Raw genomic sequence first — 17,180 nt, 5'->3', positions numbered from 1 at the left:
CTCCGGCCCTCTACGCCCTCACTGCTGGGTGCTGCAATTCTTCTCCAGCTTCTGCTGCTCCTCGGAGGGCGTCTGGCTGGGCGTCGGCGTGGGGGTGGTGCCGGCCGTCGCGGCCAGCGTCCCGGCCACGCCGCTACCAGCGGTGCCCGGCTTGGCGCCGGTCGTCGGCGTACCACCGGGCTTACCGGCCTGGGCGCCCTTGCCCTTGGCGGCCCCGGCCGCCCGCTCGGCGGCCTCGCGCTGCTCCTTCGCCTGACAGGCGCCGGCCTGCTTGCCGAGCTCGACGACCTTCTCGCTCGCCTGATTGCGGTTGTCGACCGCGATGGTCTCCTTGACCTGGTTGCGCTGGTACACCGGCAGGTACTTGAGTTCGATCTCGGGGTGATCCTCGTCGACCGCGTTCAGCTTGATCCACGCCAGGTCCTGGCTGATGCCCCGGTACAGCGCGACATGATCGTCCTTGGCGCCGACGAAGTACTGCGTCTGCGTCCACTGGTAGCCCCCGTACAGCCCTCCGCCGATCACCCCCAGCGCCAGCACCGTGAACAGCGACGCCTTCAGCCACTTGCCGCGCCGCCGCGGCTTGAGGAAGTCCTCGTCCGTGAACGCCCCGAACGAGCCCTGCGGCACCCCGCCGACCTCCGGGTCCCCGCTGCCGGGCGGCCCGAAGGCACCCCCCGGAGCGGCCTGCGCGTCCCGGCGGCCCAGCTCGGCGGCGCGCGCCGCCGGCGTCTGGAGCGTGCTGGGGTCGTTCAGCTGGTGCTGGTTCTCGGCGACCGCGCCGACCACCACGGGGGTGTCGTTGAGCTGCCCGGCCGCCGCCTCGTTGCCGTCCACGTCCAGGACGTCGGCGACGATGCAGGTGATGTTGTCCGGCCCACCGCCGCGCAGCGCGAGCTGGATCAGCTCCTGCACCGTCTCGTGCGGCCCCTGGTAACCGGCCAGGGTCTCTTCCAGCGTCTGGTGGCTGACCACCCCGGACAACCCGTCCGAGCAGATCAGATACCGGTCCCCGGCCCGCACCTCGCGGATCGACAGGTCCGGCTCGACATGATCGCCACTGCCCAGCGCCCGCATCAGCAGCGACCGCTGCGGATGGGTGGTGGCTTCCTCCTCGGTGATCCGACCCTCGTCGACCAGCCGCTGCACCCACGTGTGGTCCTGCGTGATCTGGGTCAGCATCCCGTCCCGCAGCAGATACGCCCGGGAGTCACCGACGTGCACCAGACCGAGCCGCTGGCCCGTCCACAGCAGCGCGGTCAGGGTCGTCCCCATGCCCTCCAGCTGCGGATCCTCCTCGACCATCACCCGCAGCTGGTCGTTGGCGCGCTGCACGGCGGTGCCCAGCGAGGTGAGGATGTCGGAACCGGGAACGTCGTCGTCGAGCTGGACGAGCGTGGAGATCACCTCGGACGAGGCGACCTCACCGGCGGCCTGGCCGCCCATGCCGTCCGCGATGGCGAGCAGCCGGGGCCCGGCATAGCCGGAGTCCTCGTTGCCCTCGCGGATCATGCCCTTGTGCGATCCGGCGGCGAAGCGCAGCGACAGACTCATGCGCACCTCACCCGTCGGCTCGGGGTACAGCCGGTCTCGTCGAGCCACACTGCCCACCCTCCGGTCGGGAGCACGCCCGGGTCCGCCGAGTGGACCGTTACGGCTCGCTCGCTCCGCTCGCTCATTGTCGTACTACTTCCGCAGCTCGATGACGGTCTTGCCGATGCGGATCGGGGCTCCCAGGGGAATCGGAGTCGCGGTCGTCAGTCGGGTCCGGTCAAGGTACGTGCCGTTCGTGGAACCGAGGTCCTCGACGATCCACTGGCCGTCGCGGTCCGGGTAGATCCTGGCATGCCTGCTGGACGCGTAGTCGTCGTCCAGCACGATGGTGGAGTCGTGCGCCCGCCCCAGGGTGATCGTCTGGCCCTGGAGGGCGACGGTCGTACCGGCCAGCGTGCCCTCGGAGACCACCAGCTTGGTGGGGGCCCCGCGCCGCTGCCGGTTCCCGCCGCGACCGCCGCTCTCCTGGCGGCGCTGCTGCTGGGGGGCAGCCTGGCGCTGGGTGCGCGGTTCCGGCCCGCCGCGGCGGGCGGCACCGCGCTGAGTGACGCGCGTGCCGAACAGATCGCTGCGGATGACCTGAACGGCCACGATGACGAACAGCCACAGTACGGCGAGGAAACCCAACCGCATGACCGTGAGGGTCAGCTCTGACATTGGCCCCGCTTCACCCTTCGGCTTGCCGGTAAACGATGGTGGTACTGCCCACGACGATCCGCGAGCCGTCGCGGAGACTAGCGCGGGTGGTGTGCTGCCCGTCCACCACGATCCCGTTGGTGGAACCCAGATCCTGGATCGTGGCGGGCGTGCCGACCCGGATCTCACAGTGCCGCCGGGAGACCCCAGGGTCGTCGATCCGCACGTCGGCGTCGGTGCTGCGACCCAGCACCATGGTGGGGCGGGAAATCTGGTGACGGGTGCCGTTGATCTCGATCCAGCGCCGGGTCTGCGCAGGGGGCTGCGGCCCGGCACCGGGCGCTCCCGTACGAGGCACGGGCGCCGCACCGGGCGGCGGGGACGACGGCATGGGCGGCGCCACATGACCGCCGGGGGGATTCGGCGCCCCGGTGGCGCGGGCCGCCGCGGCCTGACCGGGACGGTCCTGGGACGTGCTGGATGCGAGGGTGCGGCTGCGGACGCGGTACAGACCGGTGTCGAGATCCTCGGCCTTCTCCAGATGGACCTTGATCGGGCCCATGAAGGTGTACCGCTGCTGCTTGGCGTAGTCGCGGACCATGCCCGACAGCTCGTCGCCGAGCTGGCCGCTGTACGGGCTCAGCCGCTCGTAGTCCGGAGTGCTCAGCTCGACGATGAAGTCGTTGGGGACGACCGTGCGGTCGCGGTTCCAGATGCTGGCGTTGTTGTCGCACTCGCGCTGCAGCGCGCCGGCGATCTCGACGGGCTGCACTTCGGACTTGAACACCTTGGCGAAGGTGCCGTTGACGAGACCTTCGAGACGCTGCTCGAAACGCTTCAGTACTCCCACGGGGCACCTCCTTCCTCAGTCTTCGTCAGGGTCGCCCTGATACTGCTTACTGATCGTATCCACGCGCCGGGAAATCGGCTGGTTCCCCTTTCCTGCCTGGAGGACGAGTGTCGCCCACCACAGGGTTGCCCGGTGCCCGTCGTCCTCCTCATCGCCTCCCTACGCCGCTTCCTGTGCACTGCGATCGTAGATGTGCCCCGTTAACAGTGTCCCGCAACCGCCGACCCGACCGAGGGGGCGGGGGCCGACTCAGGCCAGCGTCCCAGGTGGCCCTCCGGAGAACGCGCGGGGTCGCCCCCGAGTGCCCCTCGCACCCCCCGCAGGCCGGGGACCGGGGGAAAGGCGTGTGAAGACACCCCCAACAGCGTGCTAATGTTCTCGATGTCGGAAGGCGCTCCCGCAAGACCCGGACCGAACGGCCCGGATCGCGTGAGAGAATAAACCGGCAGCACCCATGCGCGGGTGGCGGAATAGGCAGACGCGCTGGATTCAGGTTCCAGTGCCCGAAAGGGCGTGGGGGTTCAACTCCCCCCTCGCGCACAGATGGTCATCTGACCATACGAGGCCGGTTGGTTCGACGGAAGTCGGATCAACCGGCCTCGTTGTTTGTGTGGTTCGGGCGGCGGCCCCCTGCGATCGGCAGGGGGCCGCCGCCGTTCTGCGGGTCGGTGCCGCGGCTCTGTTCGAGGTGGTGGCCGGGCGGATGCCGACTGCCGCGGGCCGCAGGCAGGGCTGTCGTGGTGGAGGTGACGAGCCGGCCCCACTGGGGTGTGACATTGACTACAGGCAGGGCGGGTTCGGGCCGACGGAAGGGCGTCGGCCGCCATGCGGCAGGCGAAGGCGCGCACCGTCGCCGACATCGACCGCGGCCCGTCCGCCTCCGCACCACTGGCTGAACGGCTCCGGCATCTCCGCCCTGGACCTCGACGCCTCCCGCTTCGCGCCGCTGACCGGGGCCGCCCGGCGGGACCTCCTGCTGCGCTCGGCGTTCGCCGCGTCACATTCCTCCCTCACCTCCCTCCCTCACCTCCCGTGCCGTGCTTCGCCGTTCGCGGTGTCCGGCCGGTGGCGCGGGCGCGGGGAGGTACCGGCCGCCGTCACCTCCCGCACCGCGTCGGCGAAGGCCCGGACCCGGGCGGTTTCCCGGGCCGCGTGGTGCACCACGCCCAGTACCGAGTCGGGGAGGCCGGTGACCGGGACGAAGACCACGTCACGGCGTCCGTGGTAGTCCGCCGTCGGCCGGCACAGCAGCATCCCGCCCCGGCCCGCCGCGGTCAGCGTCAACCCCTCCTGCAGCGTGCTGACCCGGGGGCCGGCCGGAACGGGCCGGCCCTCAGGGGTGGCGATGGGCGCCTGCGCGGTGCGCCAGTACACCGGCGCCGGCCGGTCCGGGGCAATCAGGGGCAGCCCCGCCAGCTCCTCGGCACTCAAGGACGCACGGGACGCCAGCGGGTGCCGCACGGACAGCGCCACCGTCTGCCGCTGCGCCGAGAACACCGGCCCCAGGACGAGATCCGGCTCGGCCACCGGGAGCAGCGTCACCGCCACGTCCACCGCACCGCTGCGCAGCGCACCGAACGGGTCGCACAGCGGGATCTCCACGATCTGCGTGGCGCACCCCGGATGCCGGGCGTGGAAGGCGTCGATCGCCCGCATGATCCGGTCGTCGGCGGTGCCCTGGAAGCCGACGGTCAGCCGGCCCTCGATGCCGCGGGCGGCCGTGCGGGCGCCCTCCACCGTGGCGCGCAGCGCGTCGTAGGCCGGGCGCAGGGACGCGTGGAACTCCTCGCCCAGCGGCGTCAGCCGGACCCGGCGGCTGGTGCGGTCCACCAGCCGCGCACCGATCCGGGACTCCAGGGCGCGCAGTAGCTGACTGACCCGGCTCTGGGAGATGTAGAGACGCTCCCCGGTACGGCCGAAGTGCAGCTCCTCGGAGAGCACCAGGAAGCACTCCAGCTCGCGGAGTTCGAGACCGGGAGCGCCGACGGGGCCGGCGGGGGCGGTCGGGCCGCTCATGCGCCCCTCCTCCAGGTGCGGTCGATCGATGAGTGCTGCTCATAGAAGGGTGAGGAGTTCGCCGTTGTTCCCCCGCGGCGGCGCCGGAACGCTGGGAGCCATGGCGAAGAGCGAGAGTGCGGTGACCAGCGCGGCTGCCACCGGCACGGTGGAGGATCTCCAACGGGACGCGGCAGAAGGGGAGTCGGGGCGCCGGCGCGGGGGGTGGCCGGCGGTCGGGGCGCTGGCGGCGGGGACGTTCACGGTGGTGACGTCGGAGATGCTGCCGGTGGGCCTGCTGACGCCGATCGGCAGGGACCTGGGGGTGTCGGACGGGACGGCCGGGCTGACGGTGACCGTCACCGGCGTGGTCGCCGCCCTCGCCGCACCGGTGCTGACGCTGCTGATCGGGCGCCGGGACCGGCGCACCGTCCTGGCCGCCCTGATGGGCACGTTGACCGTGGCGAACCTGCTGGCCGTCTACGCCCCCAACGTCGCGGTGCTGCTGGTGGCCCGGGTACTGGTGGGGCTCGGGATGGGCGGGGTGTGGGCGATCGCCTCGGGGCTCGCGGTACGGCTGGTGCCCGAGCGGCGGGTGGCTGCGGCCACGTCCCTGATATTCAGCGGGGTCGCCGCGGCGTCCGTCCTGGGCGTGCCGGCCGGCGCGCTGGTGGGTGAACTGGGCGGCTGGCGCGCGGCGTTCGCGGCGATGGCCGGGGTCTGCACCGTGGTCCTGGTCGCGCTGGTCGTGCTGCTGCCACCGTTGCCGGCGCCCGGCGCGGTGCGGCTGGGCGGGGTGCTGGGGCTGCTGCGCCGGCCTCCGTTGCGCACCGGGCTGGTGCTCGTCGCGCTCCTGGTGGCGGGGCACTTCGCCGCGTACACCTATGTGCGGCCGGTCCTGGAGATGGTGGCCGGCGCGCGGCCCGGACAGGTCGGCACCGTGCTGCTCGCCTTCGGGGTCGCCGGGCTGGCGGGCAACTTCCTGGCCGGCGCCGGCGCGGCCCGCGCCCCACGGGCCACGCTGCTGGCGATCTGCACGGTGCTGACCGCCGCGGTCCTGCTGGTGCCCCCGATGGGGCACGCCGCCGGTGTCCTGGGCGCCGCGGCCCTGGTGGCCGTCTGGGGCCTGGCCTACGGGGGCGTCTCGGTCAGTACGCAGACCTGGCTGATGGCGGCCGCGCCGGACGCCCGGGAGGCGGCCTCGGCGCTGTTCGTGGCGGTGTTCAACGCGGCCATCGCGCTGGGCGCGCTGATCGGCGGGCTGGCCGCGGACGGCTGGGGGACCGGCGGCGTGATCGGGCTGGGCGGCGGGCTCGCGGCGGGCGCGCTGCTGGCCGCGGCGCTGGGCAGGAGCCCGGGCCGGGGAGCGGCGGCCACGGGGTGACGCCATGGCCGTGGGGTGGTGTCACGGGGACGAGGTGACGCCGCGGGGGTGAGATGGTGCCACGGCCACGGGGCGAGGTGGACGGGGCGCGGGCCCGGGCGGGCGGAACCACGGGCCGGGAGCGGTCAGCCCCGCCCAGGGGGCAGGCGGGGCACGACCGTTCTTCCTCGGGGCGCCGGACGGCGGGGCCCACGGATCGGACCGGCACGGTCCGGGCGGGCCTCCCGTCAGGCGGCGCGGTCTCCGCTCAGGCGGCGAAGCGCGCGACCAGCTCCTTGGCCTTGGCCTCCGCCTGCTCGTGGGCCTTGGCACGGGAGGTCTCGAACAGCGGGACCAGCTCGGCCATCGCCGGGTTGCTGGGGGCCATGGTCAGCTCCGGCACGATGAACTCCACCTCCAGGCCGAAGCCACCGTTCAGGACGGCCTCCAGGTAGTTCTGGACGTACTCGAAAGGCTCGCGCGGGGTGCCCGGCGCGTAGGAGCCGCCGCGGCTGGCGACCACGACGACCGGCTTGCCCTTCGCCGACGCGTTCTCGCCGACGGTGCGGCCCATGATGATCGCCTGGTCGAGCCACGCCTTGAGGGTCGAGGGGATCGTGAAGTTGTACATGGGCGCGCCTATGACGATGGCGTCGGCCTGCTCCAGCTCCTCGGCCAGCTGGGTGCGCAGCGCGAAGGCGGCCTGCTGTTCCGGGGTGTGCGTGGCCGGGTCGGAGAAGCCGGCGGAGGCGGCGACGGCGTCGATGTGCGGCAGCGGGTCGGCGGCCAGGTCGCGGTGGATGACGGTGCCGTCGGGGTGCTGCTCCTCCCAGGTCTTGCGGAACGCGGCGGTCACCGCACGGGAGGCGGAGCCGCCCTCGGGGAAGACGGAAGAGTCGATGAGCAGAAGCGTGGCCATGGGGATCGGTCCTTCGCTATGTGGCCGGGCGGGACCGACCACCAGTTGAATTCCGTATGTCACTATTCATAGCACAGGAACTTACTTTTCTGCAGTAGCCAACGGGAGGGCGGTACCCTGGGTGTATGGCGGACCACGGTGAGGCGATGTGCAGGCAGGTCGACGGCGGTATGACGCGCGTCTTCGAACTGTTCGGAAAGCGCTGGACGGGCCTGATCGTGGCCACGCTCATGCCCGGCCCCGTCCACTTCGCCGACCTGCGGCGCGCCATCCCCGGCATCAGTGAGCGGATGCTCTCCGACCGCCTGATGGAGCTGGCCGCGACCGGTCTGGTCGTCCGCGAGGTCGACGCCGGACCGCCGCTGCGGGTCTCCTACCGGCTCACCGAGGCCGGCCGCGCCATGGAGCCCGCCCTCAAGGAACTGGGCCGCTGGGCCGAGACCTACCTCGCCGACGGGGGGCAGTGCCCGGAGCGCTTCCGGAAGTAGCGCCGCGGGCGGGACTCCGCTCCCGAAGGGGCGGTCGAGTCGCTCCCTGTGGGGCGGTCGCGCCCCTTCCGGCGGGTCGGTCAAGACGCTTGCGGGAGGGCCGGTCGCGCCCCTCCCGGTGGGTCAACCGAGCTTCTCCTGGGCGGCGTTGTAGCGCACCAGGTACGAGGCGAACCGGTCGAGGTCCTCCTCGCCCCAGTCGGCGAGCCGCTCGTGGAACGCCTGGCGGCGGCTGGCGGTCACATTGGCGAGCACCTGGGCGCCCTCCGCGGTGGGGTGCAGGACCTGGACGCGGTGGTCGTCCGGATCGATGCGCCGCTCGACGAAACCGAGCTTCTCCAGTGCCGCGATCTGTCGACTGACCGTGGACTTGTCCAGGTAGTAGTGCGCCGCCAGGTCGGTGGCGCGGCATCCCTGCTGGTCATCGAGGTGCGCGAGCAGGGTGTAGGACACCAGGGAGAGCTCGGGGTGCATCCGGGCGGCGGTCGCGCGGGCGCGCCGGGCGAACGCGGTCATCTCCTGCTGGATGGTCTCGACGGAAGCGTCGCGCTGGGTCACGGGGTCGCCTTTGCCTTTCGGGAAACTAGTTGTACAGTACAACGTGGCGTGAGAGTTGTAATAGCCAACTACTGGCGGGGCGTCCGCCCGCTCGCCCGGGCACCGGAGCCACAACCCACCGGCCACAGCTGAACGACGACCGGCCCACCACACAACCGGCCCGGACGACTACTGAGAAGGCTTGCCCATGACCGCGGACCGACGACGTCCCGACCACCGAAGCGACCACCGCAGCGACCGGCACCAGGTCCGGCCAGGCGACCTGCGCCACGTGGTGACACACCTGATCACTCCGCTCCTGATGTGCGTCGGAATGGGACTCGCCTACCTCGGCGCCTTCGCCAACCCCTCACCGCACCACCTGCCCGTCGCCATCGTCGGAACCGGCACGCACGCCCAAGTACTCGCGCAGACCATCAACGACAAGGAACACGGCGAACTCGAAGCACGCACCGTCCCCGACCGGGCCACCGCCGTCGGCCAGTTGAAGAACCAGGAGATCTTCGGCGCCTACCTGGCCGGCGGCAACCAAGCCAACGGCACGGGCACCGGCACCGGTACCGGTACCACCAACCGGGCCTCCCTCTCCCGGAACGGCGACGCACAACACGGCCCTGAACTCCTGGTGGCCACCGCCGGGTCCGACACCAGCGCCACCGTCGTCCAGAAGATCTTCACCCCGCTCGCCGCCCGACAAGGCGACCCGCTGAAGGTCACCGACATCGCACCGACCGCCGCGCACGACCCCACCGGACAGGGCATCTTCTTCCTGCTCGTCGCCCTCAGCATCGGCTCCTACGCCTCCGTCGCGGTCATCGGCGGCGCCGGCGCCGTCCTCCCGATGCGGATCCGCGCCGCCCTGGCGACCGGCACCTCCTTCGTGGTCGCCGCCATCGGGACCCTCTTCGCCGGACCGGTCTTCCACCTGGTCGACCACGGCCTGTGGGCACTGTGGGGCATGGCCTGGCTGTACTCCGCCGGCATCCTGCTCATCGGCACCGGCCTGCACACCTTCCTCAAGCGCTGGACCACGCTCGGCGTGATGGTGCTCTTCGTGATGCTCAACTTCACGTCCTCCGGCGGCATCTTCCGCCCCGAGATGCAGAACGGCTTCTTCGCCGCCCTGCACTCCTTCTGGAACGGCGCCGGCTTCGTGGAAGGCACCCGCAGTCACGTCTACTTCGACGGCCACGGCCTCGCCGGACACGTCTGGACGCTCGCGGGATGGCTGCTCGTCGGCCTGCTGATGGTCGCCGCGGCGGCTCTCACCGAGCAGCGGCGGCGCACGGCCGAAGCCGAAGCGGTGGCCAACGCCGGCGCGGTAGCCGCCGCCGCGGTAGCCGCCACGATGCCCGAACGCACCCCGGAACGAGCCCAGGGACGTACCCCGGAACGGGCCTCCGCGCGGCCCACCGCGCAGCGCGACAGCGAAACGGAAGAGGAGATGGAAGAGGAGATGGAAGAGGCCGTGGGCGTCTAGCCGACGCCGCCAATGCCGCAGCGGCCGAGCGGTTTCGCCCGGCCGCTTCCTCCTCTGCCTCCTTCTCCGCTTGCTTCGCCCGTTTCTCGCCTTCTCCCCTCCTTTCCTCGCTCCCTTCGTCGCCCCCCCTCCTCGCTTCCGCCCTCGCTTCCGCCCTCGCTTCCGCCCGTCCTTCCTGGGGTGTGCCCGGCGGTCCGATCCGTTCCCTCCGGCCCCCTCCCTGTCCGCCTCCGAGAGTTATCCACAGGCACGACGGACGCCGGGCCGTTGTCGGTAACGTCAGTGCCCGGCGAGCCGCACAGGCCGCCGAGTCGGACGGACGCGGGGGATGCCGGTGTGCCGGGGCACACCAGGAATGCCGCGCGAAACCAAGGGCACGAAGGGGGAGGTGGCCGCCGTGACACGCGTGCCATACGTACCGGGGTTCGCAAAGGCGGACGCGGAAGGGCCGTCGGCCAAGGCCGTGGGCCGGGCACTGCGGGATCAACTGCCCCGCGACGAACAGGCCGTTCTGCGGATCACGGCCGGGCGCCCCGACGCGGTGGCGTCGGTCGAGGAATCCAACGCCGGGCGGCTGCCCGAACTGACGCCCATCAGGGTCGGACGGATGGCCGCCAGCCCCTTCGCCTTCCTCCGCGGCTCGGCCGGACTCATGGCCCACGACCTGGCGGAAAGCCCCGTCACCGGCATCGGGGCCCAGATCTGCGGAGACGCGCACGCCGCGAACTTCGGCCTCTACGCGGACGCCCGCGGCGGCCTGGTCATCGACCTCAACGACTTCGACGAAACCGTCCACGGCCCCTGGGAATGGGACGTCAAACGGCTCGCGACGTCGATAGTTCTCGCCGGCCGGGAGGCGGGCGCGAGCGAGGACGACTGCAAGGCCGCGGCGCAGGACGCCGCCGGCGCCTACCGGCGCACCATGCGGCTGCTGGCAAAGCTCCCGGTGACCGAGGCGTGGAACGCCATCGCCGACGAGGAACTGGTCTCGCACACCGACGCCCGAGACCTGCTGGGCACCCTCGAACGGGTCGAGGCCAAGGCACGCAAGAACACCAGCGCACGGTTCGCGGCGAAATCCACCGAGCGGGGACCGGACGGCGGCATACGGTTCGTCGACGCGCCGCCGGTGCTGCGCCGGGTACCGGACGCGGAGGCGGCAGCGGTCGCCTCGTCGCTCGCCGGCTATCTGGAGACGCTTCCCGAGGACCGACTGCCGCTGCTGGCACGGTACGCGGTGCACGACGTCGCCTTCCGGATAGTCGGCACCGGCAGCGTCGGGCTGCGGTCATACGTGGTGCTGCTGCTGGACCACCGTGGCGAGCCCCTGGTCCTCCAGGTGAAGGAGGCCCGCCGCTCGATACTGGCGCCCTACGTGGCGAAGGTCGGCTTCCCCGCGCCCCCGGCGGAACACGAGGGCCGGCGCGTGGTGCTCGGACAGCGACGGATGCAGGTGGTCAGCGACCTGCTGCTGGGATGGACGACGGTACGGGAGGGCACGACGGACGGCATACATGGCATACATGGCGTACACGGCATACGCGGTGTATCCGGCGTCCATGGCGTCGCCGGGGAGGAGCGGTCGAGTGGCGCGGGGGCGCCGGACGGTCTGGGCACCGGACTGCCTTTCCAGGTACGGCAGTTCCGGAACCGCAAGGGCAGCGTGGATCCGGCCCAGCTGTCGGACGGGCAGCTCGACGACTACGCCCGGATGACCGGTGCACTCCTGGCCCGCGCACACGCCCACAGCGCCGACCCGCGCGTAGTGGCCGGCTACTGCGGCAAGGGCGAGGCACTCGACGAGGCGATAGCGGCGTTCGCGGTGGCCTACGCGGAGCGCACGGAAGCGGATCACGCGGACCTGGTCGCGGCGATACGCAGCGGTCGCATCGCGGCGGAGAGCGGGGTGTAACGGCGAGGGGCCCCGGCTCCTTCCGGGGGCTTTGCGGGCGGGGTCGGGTGGGGCGGTGGTTGGGGTGAGGTGTGGGGGCGGGTGGGGAGGGGGCCGGGGGGGGAGGGCCCCGAGGCCCCCGGTGCGGTCAGGTGGCCGCACCCCCCGGGCCGTACGCTGACCAGGTGACGAACTCGCACGCGGAGAACGCGCAGGACGGCCAGGACCGACCGGACGTACCGGGGACACCCGGCGCCCCGGCCGAACCGCGGGCGGCGGATGCCCGCGGGGCGGTGCCGGGCGCCGAGCGGGGCGACGGGGACGCCCCCGCTCCCGGCGGGGGCCCGCAGGGCGCGGGTGAGGGCGCGGATGGTCGGGACGAGGCGACTCGGCGGCTGGCGAAGGCGGTGCTGGCGGCCGAGCAGGCCCTGATCGAGTTCGAGATCGCGGTGGAGACCTTCCGGGTGGAGGTGGAGAACTTCTCCCGGCTGCACCACCAGCGGCTCGGCCCCATGTACGCGTGGCTGGACGAGCTGGACGCGCAGATCGCGGAGGCCGTGGCGGCGCGCTCCGGCGACCCCGAGGACATCCGTAAGGCCCGCGAGGCACGTGCGTCGGTGCTGCCGATGCCGCAGGTGGAGGAGCTGTTCCACGGCTGGCTGGGGTCGGAGGGGCTGTTCCCCGAGGCGCAGGCGATGCTCACCGATCAGCCGGTTCAGCCGCCGCCGAAGGTGCGGCCCGGCGAGGAGGCCCGCAAGCTCTACCGCGACCTGGTGCGCCGGGCGCATCCGGACCTGGCGCGGGACGACGCGGAGCGGGCCCGTCGGGACGGGTTCATCGCGCGGGTCAACGCTGCGTACGGGCGGGGCGACGAGGCGTTGCTGCGGGAGCTGGTGCGGGAGTGGGAGGCCGGTCCGGCGCCCGCCGAGCGTCGGCCGAGCGAGAGCGAGGAGCTCTATGCCCGGCTGGAGTGGCTGGCCGAGCGCAAGGAGCTGCTGGCTTCGGTCGTCGTGGAGCTGGAGGCCAGCGCGATCGGCTCGATGATCCGGATGGCGCCGGACGATCCGGATGCTCTGCTGGACGAGATCGCCGAGAAGCTGATGGCCGATGTCCGGGAACGCGAGGCGTATCTCGCCCAGCTGGTCGGGTAGCGTCGGGAGTATGCATTTTGGTTCTGTGCCCACGGTCGGTGTCGATGTCCTCACGCCCGAGGACTTCCTCCTGGACGTCCGTGAGGACGACGAGTGGGCGGCCGGGCACGCCGAGGGCGCGCTGCACATTCCGATGAGCGAATTCGTCGCCCGTTACGGGGAGTTGACGGAGGCGGCGCCGGACAGCGGCAAGGTCTATGTGATGTGCCGGGTCGGTGGGCGGTCGGCTCAGGTCGCGCAGTATTTGATCCAGCAGGGCATCGACGCGGTGAATGTCGCGGGCGGTATGCAGGCGTGGGAGGCGGCCGGGCGTCCGGTGTCGGACGGCAAGGGCGGCGTGGGGACCGTCATCTAGGTCCTCGGGGCTCTCCTTCAGGCCCTCGGGGATCTCCCCGTAGGGCCTGGTCTGCTGTGGCGGCCCGTGTCGTGTGGGTTTCAGCTGAGCGGGTGTGCGGCGAGGAGTTCGCCGAGTGCTTCCTCGTGGGCGGCGGCGGGGCCCAGGGCGAGTTCGAGTTGTTTGGCCCAGGCGTGGTAGCGGTGCAGTGGGTAGTCGGTGTCGGCGCCGAAGCCGCCGTGCAGGTGCTGGGCGGTCTGGACGACGCGGCGGACGCCTTCGGAGGCCCAGATCTTGGCGACCGCGATGTCCCCGGTGGGCGGTAGGGGGCCGCTCGCTCCGGTGGTGAGGCGCCAGGCGGCCTGCCAGAGGGTGGCTTCCATGGCGCGCAGGTCGATGAAGCGGTCGGCGGTCTGGACGGCGACGGCCTGGAAGGTGGCCAGGGGGAAGCCGAACTGTTCGCGTTTCCCGGTGTAGTCGCTGGTCATGGTCAGGACGCGTTCGCCGAGGCCCAGGGCCAGTGCGCAGGTGCCGGTGGTGAGCAGGTCGCGCAGGGTGTTCCAGGCGGCGGGGTCGGTGAGTGTTTCCCGGGCGTCGGTGCGTACGGAGTCGAGGTGGACCTCGGCGTGGCGCTCGCCGTTGGTGGATGTCTGGTCGTGCAGGGTGAGGCCGGTGCGGTCTCGGGGGACGAGTGCGAGGAGGGTGTGGCCGTCGGGGGTGTGGGCGGGGAGCAGGATCCGGTCGGCGGTGGGGGCCCAGGGGACGGCGGTGTGGGTGCCGTCGAGGGTCCAGGTGGTGCCGTCCTGGCGGGCGGTGACGGCGAGTTCGGCCGGGTCGTGGCCGGTGCGTCCGTGGGAGGCGGTGGTGACGACGAGGTCGCCGGTGGTGATGTGGGGGAGGATCTCGGCGCGGAGGTCGTCGGTGGCGTGGCGCTGGAGGGTGTGCGCGGCGGCGTAGGACTCCAGGAGCGGGACGCGGGCGAGGACCTTGGCGGATTCGCGGAGGACGAGGCAGAGGGCGAGGGGGTCGAGGCCCGCGCCGTTGTGTTCGGGGGCGATGGGGAGGCCGAGCAGGTCGGCGTTGGCGAGTGTGTGCCAGAGGGGGCGGTCGAAGTCGTCGGCCACGGGGCCGTGGGTGAGTGCCGGGCTGGGTGTGCTGTCCGGGGTGACTGCTGAGAAGACGGCTTGTGCCGCTTCGACGGCTGCCTGTTGTTCTTCGGTGAAGGTGAAGTCCACGGTCCGTCCTCCCGCGCGCCGTCGGATTCCGACAGTGATATCTGACGAGGCGTCAAGGTAGAACATGTTGCAGGAATTGGGAATGGCGCGGACGGCGGTGGGTGGTTCTCAGCGGTCGAAGTCCAGCTCAACCTGTTCGGTGGCGGGGTGGGACTGGCAGGCCAGTACGTATCCGGCGTCGACCTCGTCGGATTCCAGGGCGAAGTTGCGGTCCATCCGGATCTCGCCGGAGACGAGGAAGGCGCGGCAGGTGCCGCAGACGCCGCCCTTGCAGGCGTAGGGGGCGTCGGGACGGTTGCGGAGTACGGCTTCCAGGAGCGATTCGCCGTCGTGGACGGGCCAGGTGCCGGAGCGGCTGTCGAGGGTGGCGGTCACCGTGCTGTGTGCGGGCGCGGTGGCGGCGGGGACGGGGGCCGCGGCGCCGTTGTCTATGTGGAAGATCTCTTCGTGGATGTGGGTGCGCGGTACGCCGAGGGCGCGCAGGGCTCGTTCGGCGCCCTGGACGAGGCCGAAGGGGCCGCAGAGGTACCAGCCGTCGACGGCGTCGGTCTGCAGTAGTGCGGGCAGCAGGGTGTGTAGGCGTTCCTGGTCGAGGCGGCCGGAGGGGAGGCCGGTCTGGCGTTCCTCGCGGGAGAGTACGTGCACCAGCTGGAACCGTTCGGGGTAGCGGTCCTTGAGGTCGGCCACCTCCTCCAGGAACATCGTGGAGGCCGTGGTGCGGTCGCTGCGGATCAGGCAGAAGCGGGCGTGTGGTTCGCGGGCGAGCAGGGTGGTGGCGATGGAGAGTACCGGGGTGATGCCGCTGCCGCCGACGATGCCCACGAACTGGCCGGGGCGGGGGGCGAGGGTGAAGCGGCCGGCCGGGGCCATGACGTCGACGGTGTCGCCGACGGTGAGTTCCTTGAGGGCGTAGGTGGAGAAGGCGCCGTCCTCGACCAGGCGGATGCCCACCCGCAGGACGGGGTCGTCGGTGGCGGGGGTGCAGATGGAGTAGGTGCGGCGGATTTCCTGGCCGTCGATCGTTCTGCGCAGTGCGATGTGCTGCCCGGGGGTGTGTCGGAAGGTCGTGCGGAGTGCGGGCGGGACGGTGAAGGTGACGGCCACCGCGTCGTCCGTGAGTCGCTCGATCTCCCGCACTCGGAGCGGGTGGAACATCACAACTCCTTGAAGTGGTCGAAGGGTTCGCGGCAGGACTCGCAGCGGCGCAGCGCCTTGCAGGCCGTGGAGGAGAACCGGCTGAGCAGGGTGGTGTCGGTCGATCCGCAGTGTGGGCAGCGGAGGGTGAGGTCGAGGGGTATCGGTCTGCGGGCGGGGCCGGTGGGGCGGGGTGGGGCGATGCCGAACGCTTCGAGTTTGCGGCGGCCTTCGTCGGTGATCGCGTCGGTTGTCCAGGGCGGGCTGAGGACGGTGTGGACCTCGACGTGGGGTATGCCGTGGTCGTGGAGGACGCGTTGGACGTCGGCGGACATCGTTTCGATGGCGGGGCAGCCGGTGTAGGTGGGGGTGAGGGTGACCTCGACGCGGTCGGGGGCGGTGAGCCGTACGTCGCGCAGGACGCCGAGTTCGGCGAGGGTGAGGACGGGCAGCTCGGGGTCGGGGACGGAGCCGGCGAGTGCCAGGAGTTCCGTTTCCAGGGTGGTGGGGGTGGTCACCATGTCGCCCCCGGGTGGCTGCGGTGGAGGTGTTGCATTTCGGCGAGCAGTCGGCCGAAGGGTTCGGTGTGGAGTCCTTGGCGTCCGCCGCCGGCGGTCCAGGCGCCGTGGCGGGGGCCTGCGGGGACGGTGAGGGTGGCGCGCTCCAGGGCGCTGGTGATGCGGGTGGTCCACTCGTCGCGGAGGGTCTGCCAGGGGACGTCGTCCAGTCCGTCGACGGGGTCGAAGAGTTCGCCGGTGAACCGCCAGAGGGCGTCCAGGGCGCGCTGCATGCGGGTGTGGCTCTCGTCGGTGCCGTCGCCGAGGCGCAGGGTCCACTGTGTGGCGTGGTCGCGGTGGTAGGCGGTCTCCTTGACGGCTTTTCCGGCGAGGGGCGTCAACGGGGTGTCGGTGGTGGCGAGGTGGTCGTAGAGCAGCTCTTGGTAGGTGGAGAAGTACAGCTGGCGGGCGATGGTGTGGGCGAAGTCGCCGTTGGGCTGTTCGACGAGTTGGACGTTGCGGAAGTGGCGTTCCTCGCGGAGGTAGGCGAGTTCGTCCTCGTCGCCGGCGAGGGAGAGCAGGATCCGGGCCTGGCCGAGGAGGTCCAGGGCGATGTTGGCGAGGGCGACTTCCTCTTCGAGGACGGGGGCGTTGCCCGCCCATTCGCCGAGGCGGTGGGAGAGGATCAGGGCGTCGTCCCCGAGGGGCAGGGCGGGGGTGGTGGGGTGCGGTGTCATAGGTGGTGCACCCCCTCGGGGATTTCGTAGAAGGTCGGGTGGCGGTAGGGCTTGTCGCCGGCCGGTTCGAAGAAGGTGTCCTTCTCGTCCGGGGAGGAGGCGGTGATCTGGGTGGAGGGGACGACCCATAGGGAGACGCCTTCGGAGCGCCGGGTGTAGAGGTCGCGGGCGTTGCGCAGGGCCATCTGGGCGTCGGGGGCGTGGAGGCTGCCGGCGTGGGTGTGGGACAGGCCGCGGCGGCTGCGGACGAAGACTTCCCACAGGGGCCAGTCGGTGGGGCCGGTGGTGGCCGTGGGTTCGGTGGTGGTGTGCGGCCGGGTGGGTTCGGCGGGTGCGGCCGGGGCGTGCGTGGGGCGTG

At 71.8% G+C, this 17,180-nt stretch carries 17 protein-coding genes and 1 tRNA gene; 7 read left to right on the top strand and 11 right to left on the bottom strand.

Features of this window, described 5'->3' with window-relative positions:
* Positions 1-18: 18 nt before the first annotated feature.
* The 3 genes from JNO44_RS22155 to JNO44_RS22145 form a co-directional block, all read right to left on the bottom strand.
* Positions 19-1,554 carry a PP2C family protein-serine/threonine phosphatase gene (locus JNO44_RS22155; RefSeq protein WP_205370211.1) on the bottom strand — a complete coding sequence of 512 codons (1,536 nt, stop codon included), beginning with the start codon at positions 1,552-1,554 and terminating at the stop codon, positions 19-21.
* A gap of 132 nt (positions 1,555-1,686) precedes the next feature.
* Complete coding sequence (locus JNO44_RS22150; protein WP_067349278.1) at positions 1,687-2,211, bottom strand: FHA domain-containing protein FhaB/FipA; 525 nt, start codon at positions 2,209-2,211, stop codon at positions 1,687-1,689.
* 10 nt (positions 2,212-2,221) lie between these two features.
* On the bottom strand, positions 2,222-3,040 hold the full coding sequence (locus JNO44_RS22145; RefSeq protein ID WP_039634788.1) for an FhaA domain-containing protein: 819 nt from the start codon (positions 3,038-3,040) through the stop codon (positions 2,222-2,224).
* A gap of 456 nt (positions 3,041-3,496) precedes the next feature.
* Here JNO44_RS22145 and JNO44_RS22140 point away from each other — a divergent pair.
* A tRNA-Leu gene (locus JNO44_RS22140) sits at positions 3,497-3,580 on the top strand.
* 483 nt (positions 3,581-4,063) lie between these two features.
* Here the strand turns inward: JNO44_RS22140 and JNO44_RS22135 are convergent.
* Positions 4,064-5,056, bottom strand: a complete 993-nt coding sequence (locus JNO44_RS22135; RefSeq protein WP_240167610.1) for a LysR family transcriptional regulator — start codon at positions 5,054-5,056, stop codon at positions 4,064-4,066.
* Positions 5,057-5,156: 100 nt separating this feature from the next.
* Between JNO44_RS22135 and JNO44_RS22130 the strand changes: the two genes are divergently transcribed.
* Complete coding sequence (locus JNO44_RS22130) at positions 5,157-6,419, top strand: MFS transporter (RefSeq protein ID WP_205365798.1); 1,263 nt, start codon at positions 5,157-5,159, stop codon at positions 6,417-6,419.
* A gap of 247 nt (positions 6,420-6,666) precedes the next feature.
* Here the strand turns inward: JNO44_RS22130 and JNO44_RS22125 are convergent, their stop codons facing one another.
* Complete coding sequence (locus JNO44_RS22125; RefSeq protein ID WP_205365797.1) at positions 6,667-7,317, bottom strand: FMN-dependent NADH-azoreductase; 651 nt, start codon at positions 7,315-7,317, stop codon at positions 6,667-6,669.
* 125 nt (positions 7,318-7,442) lie between these two features.
* On the opposite strand from JNO44_RS22125, the gene JNO44_RS22120 reads away from it, so the two are divergent.
* The gene (locus tag JNO44_RS22120) at positions 7,443-7,805 is read left to right on the top strand and encodes a winged helix-turn-helix transcriptional regulator (protein ID WP_039634792.1); all 363 of its coding nucleotides are present in this window, start codon (positions 7,443-7,445) and stop codon (positions 7,803-7,805) included.
* A 123-nt stretch (positions 7,806-7,928) separates the two neighbouring features.
* Here JNO44_RS22120 and JNO44_RS22115 read toward each other — a convergent pair whose 3' ends face one another.
* Positions 7,929-8,363 (bottom strand): MarR family winged helix-turn-helix transcriptional regulator, encoded by a 435-nt coding sequence (locus JNO44_RS22115; protein ID WP_205365796.1) that lies wholly within the window; start codon positions 8,361-8,363, stop codon positions 7,929-7,931.
* Between the two features lie 187 nt (positions 8,364-8,550).
* Between JNO44_RS22115 and JNO44_RS22110 the strand changes: the two genes are divergently transcribed.
* The 4 genes from JNO44_RS22110 (at position 8,551) to JNO44_RS22095 (ending at position 13,240) form a co-directional block, all read left to right on the top strand.
* A complete protein-coding gene (locus JNO44_RS22110) occupies positions 8,551-9,843 on the top strand; it encodes an ABC-2 transporter permease (RefSeq protein WP_205365795.1) in 1,293 nt (430 codons plus the stop codon).
* Positions 9,844-10,198: 355 nt separating this feature from the next.
* Positions 10,199-11,755: a DUF2252 domain-containing protein gene (locus tag JNO44_RS22105; protein WP_205365794.1), complete on the top strand. Its 1,557-nt coding sequence runs from the start codon at positions 10,199-10,201 to the stop codon at positions 11,753-11,755.
* A gap of 164 nt (positions 11,756-11,919) precedes the next feature.
* On the top strand, positions 11,920-12,885 hold the full coding sequence (locus tag JNO44_RS22100; RefSeq protein WP_205365793.1) for a J domain-containing protein: 966 nt from the start codon (positions 11,920-11,922) through the stop codon (positions 12,883-12,885).
* Positions 12,886-12,895: 10 nt separating this feature from the next.
* The gene (locus JNO44_RS22095) at positions 12,896-13,240 is read left to right on the top strand and encodes a rhodanese-like domain-containing protein (protein WP_073446637.1); all 345 of its coding nucleotides are present in this window, start codon (positions 12,896-12,898) and stop codon (positions 13,238-13,240) included.
* Between the two features lie 80 nt (positions 13,241-13,320).
* Here JNO44_RS22095 and JNO44_RS22090 read toward each other — a convergent pair whose 3' ends face one another.
* The 5 genes from JNO44_RS22090 to paaB all read right to left on the bottom strand — a co-directional run bounded on the left by JNO44_RS22090 (position 13,321) and on the right by paaB (position 17,085).
* Positions 13,321-14,454 carry an acyl-CoA dehydrogenase family protein gene (locus JNO44_RS22090; RefSeq protein WP_205365792.1) on the bottom strand — a complete coding sequence of 378 codons (1,134 nt, stop codon included), beginning with the start codon at positions 14,452-14,454 and terminating at the stop codon, positions 13,321-13,323.
* Between the two features lie 108 nt (positions 14,455-14,562).
* Positions 14,563-15,609, bottom strand: coding sequence for a 1,2-phenylacetyl-CoA epoxidase subunit PaaE (paaE, locus tag JNO44_RS22085; RefSeq protein WP_073446634.1), 1,047 nt, complete (start codon positions 15,607-15,609; stop codon positions 14,563-14,565).
* Entirely contained in the window at positions 15,609-16,109 is a 501-nt protein-coding gene (gene paaD, locus JNO44_RS22080) for a 1,2-phenylacetyl-CoA epoxidase subunit PaaD (protein WP_205365791.1), read from the bottom strand. The genes paaE and paaD overlap by 1 nt, the downstream gene beginning before the upstream one ends.
* Positions 16,103-16,822: a 1,2-phenylacetyl-CoA epoxidase subunit PaaC gene (gene paaC / locus JNO44_RS22075; RefSeq protein WP_205365790.1), complete on the bottom strand. Its 720-nt coding sequence runs from the start codon at positions 16,820-16,822 to the stop codon at positions 16,103-16,105. The genes paaD and paaC overlap by 7 nt, the downstream gene beginning before the upstream one ends.
* Complete coding sequence (paaB, locus tag JNO44_RS22070) at positions 16,819-17,085, bottom strand: 1,2-phenylacetyl-CoA epoxidase subunit PaaB (protein WP_039641264.1); 267 nt, start codon at positions 17,083-17,085, stop codon at positions 16,819-16,821. The genes paaC and paaB overlap by 4 nt, the downstream gene beginning before the upstream one ends.
* Positions 17,086-17,180 lie beyond the last annotated feature (95 nt).

The sequence above is a fragment of the Streptomyces noursei genome (assembly GCF_016917755.1).
Taxonomy (GTDB): Bacteria; Actinomycetota; Actinomycetes; order Streptomycetales; family Streptomycetaceae; genus Streptomyces; species Streptomyces yunnanensis.
Note: the sequence above shows the minus strand (reverse complement) of the source record. Positions and strands in the feature narration are given on the sequence as shown.

Excerpts from the sequence above, each read along its gene's own strand:
- paaD (WP_205365791.1), bottom strand. The coding sequence starts at position 16,109 with ATGGTGACCACCCCCACCACCCTGGAAACGGAACTCCTGGCACTCGCC.
- JNO44_RS22120 (WP_039634792.1), top strand. The coding sequence starts at position 7,443 with ATGGCGGACCACGGTGAGGCGATGTGCAGGCAGGTCGACGGCGGTATG.
- JNO44_RS22135 (WP_240167610.1), bottom strand. The coding sequence starts at position 5,056 with ATGAGCGGCCCGACCGCCCCCGCCGGCCCCGTCGGCGCTCCCGGTCTC.
- JNO44_RS22110 (WP_205365795.1), top strand. The coding sequence starts at position 8,551 with ATGACCGCGGACCGACGACGTCCCGACCACCGAAGCGACCACCGCAGC.
- paaC (WP_205365790.1), bottom strand. The coding sequence starts at position 16,822 with ATGACACCGCACCCCACCACCCCCGCCCTGCCCCTCGGGGACGACGCC.
- JNO44_RS22105 (WP_205365794.1), top strand. The coding sequence starts at position 10,199 with ATGCCGCGCGAAACCAAGGGCACGAAGGGGGAGGTGGCCGCCGTGACA.
- JNO44_RS22130 (WP_205365798.1), top strand. The coding sequence starts at position 5,157 with ATGGCGAAGAGCGAGAGTGCGGTGACCAGCGCGGCTGCCACCGGCACG.
- JNO44_RS22125 (WP_205365797.1), bottom strand. The coding sequence starts at position 7,317 with ATGGCCACGCTTCTGCTCATCGACTCTTCCGTCTTCCCCGAGGGCGGC.
- JNO44_RS22155 (WP_205370211.1), bottom strand. The coding sequence starts at position 1,554 with ATGAGTCTGTCGCTGCGCTTCGCCGCCGGATCGCACAAGGGCATGATC.
- JNO44_RS22150 (WP_067349278.1), bottom strand. The coding sequence starts at position 2,211 with ATGTCAGAGCTGACCCTCACGGTCATGCGGTTGGGTTTCCTCGCCGTA.
- paaE (WP_073446634.1), bottom strand. The coding sequence starts at position 15,609 with ATGTTCCACCCGCTCCGAGTGCGGGAGATCGAGCGACTCACGGACGAC.
- JNO44_RS22095 (WP_073446637.1), top strand. The coding sequence starts at position 12,896 with ATGCATTTTGGTTCTGTGCCCACGGTCGGTGTCGATGTCCTCACGCCC.